This window comes from Pseudomonas sp. A-RE-22 (genome assembly GCF_019956035.1).
GTDB lineage: Bacteria > Pseudomonadota > Gammaproteobacteria > Pseudomonadales > Pseudomonadaceae > Aquipseudomonas > Aquipseudomonas brassicacearum.
Genome location: NZ_JAHBCZ010000011.1, coordinates 285,488 through 297,807, shown reverse-complemented (window position 1 = coordinate 297,807; position 12,320 = coordinate 285,488). Strand labels below are relative to the sequence as shown.

General features: G+C 61.6%; 13 protein-coding genes. 8 read left to right on the top strand and 5 right to left on the bottom strand.

Annotation, left to right across the window (positions count from 1 at the left end; translation table 11 throughout):
* Positions 1–71: 71 nt before the first annotated feature.
* Positions 72–470, bottom strand: a complete 399-nt coding sequence (gene panM / locus KGA89_RS07580) for an aspartate 1-decarboxylase autocleavage activator PanM (protein ID WP_223471092.1) — start codon at positions 468–470, stop codon at positions 72–74.
* Positions 471–732: 262 nt separating this feature from the next.
* On the opposite strand from panM, the gene KGA89_RS07575 reads away from it, so the two are divergent.
* From KGA89_RS07575 to KGA89_RS07545, 7 genes are all read left to right on the top strand, one after another.
* A complete protein-coding gene (locus KGA89_RS07575; protein WP_003196821.1) occupies positions 733–2,394 on the top strand; it encodes an OFA family MFS transporter in 1,662 nt (553 codons plus the stop codon).
* A gap of 283 nt (positions 2,395–2,677) precedes the next feature.
* A complete protein-coding gene (gene hisB, locus KGA89_RS07570) occupies positions 2,678–3,271 on the top strand; it encodes an imidazoleglycerol-phosphate dehydratase HisB (RefSeq protein ID WP_003186751.1) in 594 nt (197 codons plus the stop codon).
* A complete protein-coding gene (gene hisH / locus KGA89_RS07565; protein WP_003196824.1) occupies positions 3,271–3,909 on the top strand; it encodes an imidazole glycerol phosphate synthase subunit HisH in 639 nt (212 codons plus the stop codon). The genes hisB and hisH overlap by 1 nt, the downstream gene beginning before the upstream one ends.
* Positions 3,909–4,163, top strand: coding sequence for a DUF2164 domain-containing protein (locus tag KGA89_RS07560; RefSeq protein ID WP_003196826.1), 255 nt, complete (start codon positions 3,909–3,911; stop codon positions 4,161–4,163). The genes hisH and KGA89_RS07560 overlap by 1 nt, the downstream gene beginning before the upstream one ends.
* A gap of 42 nt (positions 4,164–4,205) precedes the next feature.
* The gene (hisA, locus tag KGA89_RS07555; protein WP_003196828.1) at positions 4,206–4,943 is read left to right on the top strand and encodes a 1-(5-phosphoribosyl)-5-[(5-phosphoribosylamino)methylideneamino]imidazole-4-carboxamide isomerase; all 738 of its coding nucleotides are present in this window, start codon (positions 4,206–4,208) and stop codon (positions 4,941–4,943) included.
* A gap of 9 nt (positions 4,944–4,952) precedes the next feature.
* Entirely contained in the window at positions 4,953–5,723 is a 771-nt protein-coding gene (hisF, locus tag KGA89_RS07550) for an imidazole glycerol phosphate synthase subunit HisF (protein WP_003196830.1), read from the top strand.
* A gap of 63 nt (positions 5,724–5,786) precedes the next feature.
* Complete coding sequence (locus tag KGA89_RS07545; protein WP_223471091.1) at positions 5,787–6,533, top strand: substrate-binding periplasmic protein; 747 nt, start codon at positions 5,787–5,789, stop codon at positions 6,531–6,533.
* A gap of 23 nt (positions 6,534–6,556) precedes the next feature.
* On the opposite strand, the gene KGA89_RS07540 is transcribed toward KGA89_RS07545, so the two are convergent.
* The 4 genes from KGA89_RS07540 to gpmI form a co-directional block, all read right to left on the bottom strand.
* Complete coding sequence (locus tag KGA89_RS07540) at positions 6,557–7,339, bottom strand: divergent polysaccharide deacetylase family protein (protein WP_223471090.1); 783 nt, start codon at positions 7,337–7,339, stop codon at positions 6,557–6,559.
* 1 nt (position 7,340) lies between these two features.
* Positions 7,341–8,657, bottom strand: a complete 1,317-nt coding sequence (locus tag KGA89_RS07535) for a S41 family peptidase (RefSeq protein WP_003196836.1) — start codon at positions 8,655–8,657, stop codon at positions 7,341–7,343.
* Between the two features lie 32 nt (positions 8,658–8,689).
* A complete protein-coding gene (locus KGA89_RS07530; protein WP_223471089.1) occupies positions 8,690–9,982 on the bottom strand; it encodes a murein hydrolase activator EnvC family protein in 1,293 nt (430 codons plus the stop codon).
* A gap of 241 nt (positions 9,983–10,223) precedes the next feature.
* On the bottom strand, positions 10,224–11,753 hold the full coding sequence (gene gpmI, locus KGA89_RS07525; protein WP_013692069.1) for a 2,3-bisphosphoglycerate-independent phosphoglycerate mutase: 1,530 nt from the start codon (positions 11,751–11,753) through the stop codon (positions 10,224–10,226).
* 152 nt (positions 11,754–11,905) lie between these two features.
* Between gpmI and KGA89_RS07520 the strand changes: the two genes are divergently transcribed.
* Positions 11,906–12,319, top strand: a complete 414-nt coding sequence (locus tag KGA89_RS07520; RefSeq protein ID WP_003196840.1) for a rhodanese-like domain-containing protein — start codon at positions 11,906–11,908, stop codon at positions 12,317–12,319.
* Position 12,320: the final 1 nt, after the last annotated feature.

Below are 12,320 nucleotides of genomic sequence, written 5' to 3'. Positions count from 1 at the left end.
ACGGTGTGACAGTCAATGAAGGTGTTGCGTGTACGACCGCCATCGCGAGCAAGCTCGCCCCACAGTGGTTTCTAATCCTGGGCCAGCATCAGTTCCAGCTTGGCCGCCAGCGCCTGGGCTTGCAGATGCCCGGCCGGGGCCAACAAGTGCAGCTCGGCACCGTTTAGCGCGGCCAGTCGCCGGGCTTCGCTCACCAACCGTTCAGCCACGCCACGGCGACGGGTAACGCTTCGTACGCACAGGTGGGACAAGCGCCAGGCGTTCTGGTGCCGTTGCAGACGTGCTGCACCAAGCAGTCGGTCATTGAAGCGTGCCGCGATCAGCGAGCCTTCCTCGAGGCATTGCGCGATCAATTGCGTGGCATCGCTAAACGGTTCGAACAGCCAGGCCGGGGCATCCCGGTAGATTTTCTGCAGATCCTGCTGGTCTTGGCAGGTGGCTTCGTTCAGGTGCTCGACGACGATGGGCATACGTATTCCTGAAAAATAAACGGTTCACGCCCTACAGAAAGTCAGTAATGGCGCGATAAGACAGATGAAACGAAAAAGGTGATATCACTTTGATTCTTCTGTAACGATCAAATGGTAACCTTTGCCTGTTCGCCCGTCTTTCTGCGACGTAATGTCGCACTAATATGGAGCTTTACCAGAAAATACAGTCATGCCTGCGTGCAATGAAGGCTGACGGTGATGCGTGACTGGCGAACCATTCTAATAACTGGGGGATACACAAATGAGCACGAGCATCACGGCCGGCGGCGTCGCCGACCAGCCTGCGTTCCTCTCCAAGGAACGCATCATCGCCAAGCCCGGTTTCAACCGGTGGCTGGTTCCACCGGCCGCACTGGCCATTCACCTCTGCATCGGCATGGCCTACGGCTTCTCGGTGTTCTGGTTGCCACTGTCCAAAGCCTTGGGTGTCACCAAGCCTGTGGCCTGTGCACCGGATATGAGCTTCATCTCGCAAGTCTTTTCGTCCCAATGTGACTGGCCGATCTCGATGCTCGGTTGGATCTACACCCTGTTCTTCATCTTCCTGGGTTGCTCGGCAGCCATCTGGGGCGGCTGGCTGGAACACGCCGGGCCGCGCAAGGCCGGCGTTGTATCGGCATTGTGCTGGTGCGGTGGCCTGCTGATTTCCGCGCTGGGTATCTATACCCACCAGATCTGGCTGATGTGGGTCGGTTCCGGAGTGATCGGTGGTATCGGCCTGGGGCTAGGCTATATCTCCCCGGTGTCGACCCTGATCAAGTGGTTCCCGGACAAGCGCGGCATGGCCACCGGCATGGCGATCATGGGTTTTGGCGGTGGTGCAATGGTCGGTGCTCCGCTGGCCGCAGCGCTGATGAGCCATTTCGCTTCGCCAACCGGCGTGGGCGTATGGCAGAGCTTCCTGGTCATGGCCGCGATCTACTTCGTGTTCATGATCGGTGGCGCCTTGTCGTACCGCGTTCCGCCAACCGGCTGGAAGCCTGAAGGCTGGACCCCGGCACCGAAGAAAGCCGCGAACGCGATGATCACCCATCGCCACGTTCACGTGAACGTTGCCTGGAAAACCCCGCAGTTCCGTCTGGTATGGCTGGTGCTGTGCCTGAACGTATCCGCCGGTATCGGCATTCTCGGCATGGCTTCGCCACTGTTGCAGGAAGTGTTCGGCGGCAAGTTGCTCGGCAATGACCTGCCTTTCGGTCAGTTGGACGCCGTGCAACTGGGCCAGATCGCGGCCATCGCCGCTGGTTTCACCGGTCTGCTGAGCCTGTTCAACATCGGCGGCCGGTTCTTCTGGGCATCCTTCTCGGATTACCTGGGTCGTAAAAACACCTATTTCGTGTTCTTCGCCCTGGGCTTTGCCCTGTACGCGCTGATCCCGAACCTGGGTCACCTGGGCAGCGTCGCGCTGTTCGTGGCGGCGTTCTGCATCATCCTGTCGATGTACGGCGGCGGTTTCGCCACTGTGCCGGCCTACCTGGCGGACCTGTTCGGTACGCAAATGGTCGGCGCGATCCACGGTCGTCTGCTGACTGCCTGGGCAGCGGCGGGCGTGCTGGGTCCGGTACTGGTGAACTACCTGCGTGAATATCAACTGAGCATCGGCGTTGAACGTGCCGCGGCCTATGACATCACCTTGTACATCCTCGCCGGCCTGCTGGTGCTGGGCTTCCTGTGCAACCTGCTGGTCCGTCCGGTCGCCGACAAGTACTTCATGACCGACGCCGAACTGGCCGCCGAACAGGCGCTGGGCCATGACAAAGGCGCCGACAGCACCACTTCGCTGGAGTGGAAAGCTGCGCCGGGCACCAAGCCCCTGGCGATCGCCGCCTGGCTGGTGGTGGGCATTCCATTGGCGTGGGGTGTGTGGGTGACCCTGCAGAAGACGGCGGTGTTGTTCCACTAAGACCGTTGCCCTGACCATCAGGTGAGGGCAAACCTTGTGGGAGCGAGCTTGTGTGGGAGCGAGCTTGCTCGCGATGAGGGCGTGTCAGTCGACATCATGGTCGGCTGACCCACTGCTATCGCGAGCAAGCTCGCTCCCACATTTGTTTTATGTGTGGTGAAAGCTTGTATGGACATGTCTATCGCCGACAACCCGTCAGGGATATCACCTCCCGTGTTTCTGTTTGCCGCTCGCGCCCCTATAATGGCTGCCTTTTTCGCCCAATGATTTTGCGGAGCTGGTGATGGCCGAACGTAAGGCGTCTGTCGAGCGCGACACTCTGGAAACCCAGATCAAAGCCTCGATCAACCTGGATGGCACCGGAAAGGCCCGGTTTGATATCGGCGTGCCTTTTCTTGAGCACATGCTGGACCAGATCGCCCGTCACGGGCTGATCGACCTGGACATCGTCAGCAAGGGCGACCTGCATATCGACGACCACCACACGGTGGAAGATGTCGGTATCACCTTGGGCCAGGCCTTTACCAAAGCCATCGGCGACAAGAAGGGCATCCGTCGCTACGGCCATGCCTACGTGCCGCTTGATGAAGCGCTGTCGCGCGTGGTCATCGACTTCTCCGGCCGTCCGGGCCTGCAGATGCATGTGCCGTACACCCGTGCCACCGTCGGCGGCTTCGACGTTGACCTGTTCCAGGAATTTTTCCAGGGCTTCGTCAACCACGCCAACGTGACCCTGCACATCGACAACCTGCGCGGGCACAACACCCACCACCAGATCGAAACCGTGTTCAAGGCTTTCGGCCGCGCGCTGCGCATGGCCGTCGAGCTCGATGACCGCATGGCCGGCCAGATGCCTTCCACCAAGGGCGTCCTGTAATGCAGACGGTCGCGGTTATCGACTATGGCATGGGCAACCTGCACTCGGTGGCCAAGGCCCTCGAGCACGTGGGCGCCGGCAAGGTGCTGATCACCAGCGATGCCGACGTGATTCGCGAAGCCGACCGGGTGGTGTTTCCCGGCGTCGGTGCGATTCGCGATTGCATGGCCGAGATTCGTCGCCTGGGCTTCGACAAGCTGGTGCACGAAGTCAGCCAGGACCGTCCGTTCCTGGGCATCTGCGTGGGCATGCAAGCCTTGCTCGAGCACAGCGAAGAGAACGACGGCGTCGATTGCATTGCCATGTTTCCAGGCCAGGTGAAGTTTTTCGGCAAGGGCCTGCATGAAGACGGCGAGCACCTGAAAGTCCCGCACATGGGCTGGAACGAAGTGAAGCAGACGGTGGATCACCCGCTGTGGCACAACATCCCGGACCTGGCGCGCTTCTACTTCGTGCACAGTTACTACATCGCCGCCGGCAATGCGCGGCAGGTGGTGGGCAGCGGTCACTATGGCGTCGATTTCGCCGCGGCCCTGGCCGATGGCTCGCGCTTCGCCGTGCAGTTCCACCCCGAGAAGAGCCATACCCATGGCCTGCAACTGTTGCAGAACTTCGCAGCGTGGGACGGGCGCTGGTAATGGCCCGCAAGAAACCGCCGATCCTCACCCTCACGTCCGAGCAGGAGAGTGAAGCGAACCGCAAGATCCAGCGGTTCATGGAGGACCGTTTCGAGCTGGACCTGGGCTCGTTCGAAGCGGCGGAAATTCTTGACCTGTTTACCCGCGAAATTGCTCCGCATTATTACAACAGGGCGATTTTCGATGTGCAGACGCACCTTAAAGAAAGGTTCGAAAGCATTGAAAGCGACTTGTGGGCGCTCGAGAAAAACTGATTTTCGAGCCAAGCTGAATATTCGTATTTGAAGGTTTGCCAGATGCTGATTATCCCCGCTATCGATCTCAAGGACGGCGCTTGCGTACGTCTGCGTCAGGGCCGCATGGAAGACTCCACGGTGTTTTCCGATGACCCGGTGAGCATGGCCGCCAAGTGGGTGGAGGGCGGCTGCCGTCGCCTGCATCTGGTCGACCTGAACGGCGCCTTCGAAGGACAACCGGTCAATGGCGAAGTGGTCACGGCCATTGCCAAGCGCTACCCGAACCTGCCGATCCAGATCGGCGGCGGCATTCGTTCGCTGGAAACCATCGAGCACTACGTCAAGGCTGGCGTGAGCTACGTGATCATCGGCACCAAAGCCGTGAAGGAGCCCGAGTTCGTTGCCGAAGCCTGCCGCGCTTTCCCGGGCAAGGTCATCGTTGGCCTGGACGCAAAAGACGGTTTCGTCGCCACTGACGGTTGGGCTGAAGTCAGCACCGTACAGGTGATCGACCTGGCCAAGCGTTTCGAAGCCGACGGTGTGTCTGCCATCGTCTACACCGACATCGCCAAAGACGGCATGATGCAGGGCTGCAACGTTCCGTTCACCGCCGCCCTGGCCGCCGCGACGAAGATCCCGGTCATCGCTTCCGGTGGCATCCATAACCTGGGTGACATCAAGGCACTGCTCGACGCCAAGGCGCCGGGCATCATCGGTGCGATCACCGGTCGCGCGATCTACGAAGGCACCCTGGACGTCGCCGAGGCCCAGGCCTTCTGCGATACCTATAAAGGCTGAGGACTCACCATGGCGCTGGCCAAACGCATCATCCCTTGCCTGGACGTGGACAACGGCCGGGTGGTCAAGGGCGTCAAGTTCGAGAACATCCGTGATGCCGGCGACCCGGTGGAAATCGCCCGTCGCTACGACGAACAGGGTGCGGACGAGATCACCTTCCTCGACATCACGGCCAGCGTCGATGGCCGTGATACCACGCTCCATACCGTCGAGCGCATGGCCAGCCAGGTATTCATCCCGCTGACCGTGGGCGGTGGCGTGCGCACCGTGCAGGACATCCGCAACCTGCTCAATGCCGGTGCCGACAAGGTGTCGATCAACACTGCGGCGGTGTTCAACCCGGAATTCGTCGGTGAAGCGGCCCAGCACTTCGGTTCGCAGTGCATCGTCGTGGCCATCGACGCGAAGAAGGTCTCCGGCCCGGGCGAAACCCCGCGCTGGGAAATCTTCACCCACGGCGGCCGCAAACCCACGGGCCTCGATGCCGTGGAGTGGGCGAAGAAGATGGAAGGCCTGGGTGCCGGTGAAATCCTGCTGACCAGCATGGACCAGGACGGCATGAAAAACGGCTTCGACCTCGGTGTCACCCGCGCCATCAGCGATGCCCTGGGCATCCCGGTGATCGCTTCCGGCGGCGTCGGCAATCTGCAACACCTGGCCGACGGCATCCTGGAAGGTCATGCCAGCGCGGTGCTGGCGGCGAGCATTTTCCACTTTGGCGAGTACACCGTGCCGGAAGCCAAGGCCTACATGGCGCATCGCGGTATCTGCATTCGCTGATCGCTGGACACCATGGCGGGCCCAAGGCACTCTTGGGCACACCATGGATTGCGGTAGCCCGACATGCTCAAACGCCTCGTTCTTGCCTTTGCCGGTGTCACGCTGCTGCTCGCAGGTACCGTCCGCGCCGCTGATACATCGCTGGTGTTGCTGACGGAAAACTTCCCCCCGTACAACATGGCCAAGAACGGCAAGAACTTCGCTCAGGACGAGAACATCCATGGCATTGCCGTGGACATCGTCCGCGAAGTCTTCAAGCGTGCCGATATTTCCTACAGCCTGACACTGCGTTTCCCCTGGGAGCGGATCTACAAACTCGCCTTGGAAAACCCAGGCTACGGTGTGTTTGTCATGGCGCGGTTGCCGGAGCGTGAAAGGCTTTTCAAATGGGTTGGCCCCATCGGTCCGGATGATTGGATCATGCTCGCCAAGGCCGACAGCAAGATCGCCCTAGGTTCGCTGGAGCAGGCGCGCCAATACAAGGTCGGGGCCTACAAGGGCGACGCGATTGCCGAGACATTGGCCAAGCAAGGGCTGAACCCGATTGTCGTGTTGCGCGATCAGGACAACGCCAAAAAACTGGTCAACGGCCAGATCGATCTGTGGGCCACCGGCGATCCTGCCGGGCGTTACCTGGCGCGTCAGGAGGGGGTGACCGATCTCAAGACCGTGCTGCGCTTCAACAGTGCCGAGTTGTACCTGGCCTTGAACAAGGACGTGCCTGACGACGTGGTTGCCCGGCTTCAAAAGGCCCTGGATGAATTGCGCAAGGAAGGTGAAGTGGACGCGATCATGGCGCGGTATCTCTGAAGGTTGCGCCAGCCGGGTCGCCGCTACCGATAAACCCCATCCTTCCCATGCCCGACCATCGCCCGATTGCTGCGCAGGCTGATCATCGACTTGATGTCGATCCATTCGACGCCCTGGGCCTTGAGCTTGGGTAGTTCGCGTTCGAGCACGGCCAGGGTCTGTGGGTAGGGGTGGCCGATCATTACGGCCGAGCCTTGCCGGCGGGCCAGGTCGATAGCGGTCTGGAGCTGGCGGGCGATGGCCGTTTCGGTGCGCTCGTCGTCCAGGAACACGTCCCGCGACACGCTGGCGAGGCCGATCTTCTGCGCCTCGGCGGCGGCGACGGTCTGGGCGCTGGTGCGGCTGTCGACGAAAAACTTGTGTCGCTGCTGCAAGTTCGCCATCAGCCAAGCCATGGCCTGGGGTTGGGCGGTCATGCGGCTGCCCATGTGGTTGTTGATCCCGCTGGTATAAGGCACGGCAGCGAACGCGGCGTCGAGGCGCTTGCCCAGTTCTTCGATGGGCAGCTCCGGATGCCAGGCGAACGGCCCGGTGGCCGGGTCCATGGGCATGTGCAGCATGACCAGTTTGCCGGCACGATGGGCTTCGCGGGCGAATTCGGCGGCGTGGGGCGTGTCAGGCATGATCGCGGTGGTGACCGGGCCGGGGAGGGCCAGTACCCGGCGATCCCGGGGCAGGTTTTGCCCCAGGTCGTCGATGATCAGGCTCAGGTAGGCCTTGTGCGGTGGAGCGGGTGAAGCGGCGGGCGCAGCAAAGGCAGTGCCCGCCAGGCAGCACAACAGGCCGAGGATGAAGCGCCGGCCCATCTCAGCGGCCGGAAGTGATGTTCAACCCTTTGAGCAGGCTCAGGGCCTGGGCCAACTGGTAGTCGTCATCCTGTGGCATTGGCTTGGCCTTGCCACCGGAACCGGTCGGTTTGTCGGCGCCACCGTTGCCATTGCCCAGGTGACCTTGCAGGTCGGCTTCCTTGAAGTATTCGCCGTCCTGTTCGTTGGTGATCTTGGCCTTGCGCACCTCGATGTCCGGGACGATGCCCTGGGCCTGGATGGAGCGACCGTTGGGCGTGAAGTACAGCGCGGTGGTGATCTTCAGGGCGCGGTCGTTGTTCAGTGGCAATACGGTTTGCACCGAGCCTTTGCCGAAACTGGTGGTGCCCATGACCACGCCACGCTTCTGGTCCTGCAGGGCGCCGGCGACGATTTCCGATGCCGAGGCGCTGCCACCGTTGATCAGCACCACCAATGGCACGGCTTCGCTCAGGTCGTTGCCGGTGGCCGAGAAGCGCAGCTCGGAATTGGCGATGCGGCCCTTGGTGTAGACGATCAGGCCCTTGGTGATGAAGTGATCCACCACTTCCACCGCCGATTGCAGCACGCCGCCGGGGTTGTTGCGCAGGTCCAGGACCAGGCCGTTGAGCTTCTTGCCGTTGTCCTTGCGCATCTTGGCCAGGGCCTTGGCGACTTCTTCGCCGGTCTTGACCTGGAATTGGGTGATGCGGATGTAACCGTAGCCCGACTCCAGCAGCTGGCTCTTCACACTCTTGACCTGGATGACCGCCCGCGTGAGGGTCACGTCGAACGGCGTGCCACCGTCGCGCACCAGGGTCAGGGTGATCTTCTGGCCGATCTTGCCGCGCATCTTGTCCACGGCTTCGGTCATGCTCTGGCCGCGCGTCGGCTGGCCGTTGATCTTGACGATGAAGTCACCGGCCTGGATGCCGGCCTTGGAAGCAGGCGTGTCGTCGATCGGCGAAACCACTTTGACGAAACCGTCCTCGCTGCCGACCTCGATGCCCAGGCCGCCGAATTCGCCGCTGGTGCTTTCCTGCAGCTCGGCAAAATCCTCCGGCCCCAGGTAGGCCGAATGCGGATCAAGGTTGCTGAGCATGCCTTTGATGGCGTTCTCCAGCAGTACTTTGTCGTCCACCGGTTCGACATAGGCGGCCTTGATCCGGTCCATGACCTCGGCAAAGGTGCGCAGTTCGTCCAGCGGCAGCGGGGCCTTGGTGGTCGCGGCTGTGGCGGCGGGTGCCGACGGGGCCGGTTCGGCGGCGAAAGCCAGGGGCGCACCGATCACCAGGGCGATCGTCAGGGCCAGCGAGGTAAGGCGGGACAAATGCAGCATGTCGAACGAACTCCTTAATAGGATGGGCGCGCTTATCCTTGCGCACGACACCATTGGGCCGGGTCACTGGGGCGACCCTGCTGACGAATAGCGAAATACAGTGCTGGCGTATCCTGCCCGCCACTGTTGCCGACCGTGGAGATGGACTCACCGGCCTTGACCACATCCCCCGCGGACTTGAGCAGCGTCTGGTTGTGGCCGTACAGGCTCAAATAACCGTTGCCGTGATCCAGGATCACCAGCAGGCCGGCGCCGCGCAGCCAGTCGGCGAAGACCACGCGCCCGCCATGCACGGCATGCACCTGGCTGCCGGCGGAGGCGCTGATCATCACGCCGTCCCACTTGGTGCGGGTGTCGTCGCCGCGGGTTTCACCGAAGCGCGCAAGCAGTCGACCATTGACCGGCCATGGAAGTTTGCCCCGCGCCGACGCAAAAGCGCCGCCGAAGGTTTCGCCATCACTGGAAACCAGCGCGCCGGGGCTTGATTTCACCGGCTTGCGCGGCGCGTCGCCGGCATCTGCGTCGGCCTGGGCTTCACGCAAACGCTTTTTTTCGGCTTCCTGCTGGGCGATCAGCGCTTTCTGGCGCGCTTCTTCTGCCTCTCGAGCCTGGCGGGCCAGGGTTTCTTCGATGGTTTTCAACACATTGGCAAGTTCGGCCTGGTCCTGCTCGCGGGCCTTGAGCTTGCTGTCGCGAGCCTTCACGTCGTCATTGAGCTTGGCCAGGGCCACCTGGCGTTCCTTGCGAACCTTCTCGAGTTCTTCGCGCTGGGTGTCGAGGCTGCTTTTCTGCGCCAGCAACTGGGCTTGCTGCAGTTCGATGTCTTTTTCGACATTGGCCAGTTGGCGCAGGGTTTCGTTGAAGTTCTTGAGCTGTTCCAGGCGGGCCTGGCTCAGGTAATCGTAATAAGTCAGGGTGCGGGCGAATTTCTCGGGATTCTGCTGGTTGAGCAGCAGCTTGAGGTATTCCTGGCGACCGTTCTGGTAGGCGGCCCGGGCCTGGATGGCGATCAGCTTTTGCTGTTCAGTGCGCGCGCTCTGGAGTTTTTTTTTCTCTCCATCGAGTCGTTGCAGCTCGGATTCGCTTTTCTTCAGCTCTTTTTGCAGGGCGTCGACCTGTTTCTCCAGATTGCCCATCTCGGTCTCGGTGCCGCGCAGGTCTTTCTGCACGCTGGATTTCTCTTCCTGCAACTTGCCCAGCAGTTTTTTCAGCTCGGCAATGTCCTGGCGCGTGGCTTCCAACTGTTGTTGGGTTTGCGCGCGCTCGTCGGCAAAGGCCGGTTGGAGCAGGCAAGTCAGAGCGAGGGCTATCAGGACGCGAAGCATAGAGGCGGGCGACACCAGGGAAAGGGACGGCCTAGTATGCCCGCCCCACGCTGCAAAAAAAACGCCCATTTGGGGCTGTGTGATAACTGGAGCGGTGCAGGGCACTTATTTCCCGCCAAACCCCTGTGTGAGCAAAGCCTGCTCGCGATGACGTCAGCACATCCAGCGAAAATGTAGATTGTCAGATTGCTATCGCGAGCAAGCTTTGCTCCCACAGGGTTTGCGGTGATTGATGGATCAATCAGACCAGGATCGACGTCCCGGTCATCTCCGCCGGCTTCTCCATGCCCAGCAACATCAGCATGGTCGGTGCCACGTCAGCCAGCACGCCACCGTCACGGACCTTGAAGTTGCGCTTGCCGACATAGATGAACGGCACCGGCTCGGTAGTGTGGGCGGTGTGGGCCTGGCCGGTGGATTCGTCGGACATCTGCTCGACGTTGCCGTGGTCGGCCGTGATCAGTGCTTCGCCGCCGACCTTTTCCAGGGCCTCGACGATGCGGCCAACGCAGGTGTCCAGGCACTCCACGGCCTTGACCGCCGCCTCGAACACGCCGCTGTGGCCCACCATGTCACCGTTGGCGTAGTTGACCACGATCACGTCGTAACGCTGGTTTTCAATGGCCTCGACGATGCGGTCGGTCACTTCCGGCGCGCTCATCTCCGGTTGCAGGTCGTAGGTGGCGACTTTGGGCGAGGGGATCAGGATGCGTTCTTCGCCCGGGAAGGGTTCTTCACGGCCGCCGGAGAAAAAGAACGTCACGTGGGCGTACTTTTCGGTCTCGGCGATGCGCAGTTGGGTCTTGCCATTCTTCGCCAGGTAGTCGCCCAGCACGTTTTCCAGGCTGCCGGCGGCGAAGGCCGATGGCGCGGGGATGCTGGCGGCGTATTGGGTCAGCATCACGAAGCCGGCCAGTTTCGGCTGGCGAGCGCGTTCGAATTCCTTGAAGTCGTCTTCGACAAACACGCGGGTCAGTTCGCGAGCGCGGTCGGCGCGGAAGTTCATGAACACCACGGCATCGCCGTCCTCGACCTTGACCGGTTCGCCGATGGTGGTGGCCTTGACGAATTCGTCGCTTTCACCACGCTCGTAGGCGGCTTGCAGGCCTTCCTGGGCGGTGGCGGCATTGAATTCGGCGCTGCCGTCGACGATCAGGTTGTAGGCCTGGGACACGCGGTCCCAGCGGTTGTCACGGTCCATGGCGTAATAGCGGCCGATGAGGCTGGCGATGCGCCCCTTGCCGAGTGCCTGGAATGCTGCGTCCAGGAGTTCGATCGACGACGTGGCACTTTTCGGTGGCGTGTCGCGGCCATCGAGGAACGCGTGCAGGTAGATCTGCTCGGCGCCGCGCTTGAAGGCCAGTTCGGCCATGGCGATCAGGTGGTCCTGGTGGCTGTGCACGCCACCGTCGGACAGCAGGCCCATGAAGTGCACGGCCTTGCCGGCGGCCACGGCTTTATCCACGGCGGCGCAGATGGTCGGGTTTTCGAAGAACTCACCGTCGCGGATCGATTTGGTCACGCGGGTGAAGTCCTGATACACCACGCGGCCTGCGCCGAGGTTCATGTGGCCGACTTCGGAGTTGCCCATCTGCCCGTCCGGCAGGCCGACGTCCATGCCGCTGCCGGAGATCAGGCCGTTGGGCACGGTGGCCCACAAACGGTCCAGCACAGGCTTGTTGGCCGAATACACGGCGTTGGATTCGTGGCTTTCACTGTGACCGAAGCCGTCGAGAATCATCAGGACCAAAGGTTTAGGCGTGGTAGTCATGGAATCCACTCGTGGCGGGTTAAAAGAAGACGATGGAAAAGGGACGGGCAGTTTAAAGGTAAGTTCCGACGGCGTCACCGCCGGGCGGGGTTTGGCCGGCCTTGTGTGCTGTGTATACTGGCCGACATTTTAACGCCCTGGAACCTCCTTCGATGGTTGCTCACCTGATTGAATTTGCCACTAACCACTACATTCTCGTCGGTATCTTCGTCGTACTGCTGGCGTTGCTGGTAGCCCATACGATGCAGGGTGGCGGTCGCAGCCTCAGTACCGCCGAGCTGACGGCGCTGGTCAACAAGGATGCCGGCGTGGTGGTGGACATCCGCCCGAGCAAGGATTACGCCGCCGGCCACATTGTCGGGGCGGTGAATATTCCCCAGGACAAACTGATCGCCCGCATCGGCGAGCTGGAAAAACACAAGGCCAAGACACTGATCCTGGTAGATGCCCAAGGCCAGCACGCCGGCACCCACGCCCGCGAGCTGATGAAATCCGGTTTCACCGCCGCCAAGCTGTCCGGCGGTGTTGCGAGCTGGAAAGCCGACAATCTGCCCCTGGTGAAGTGAA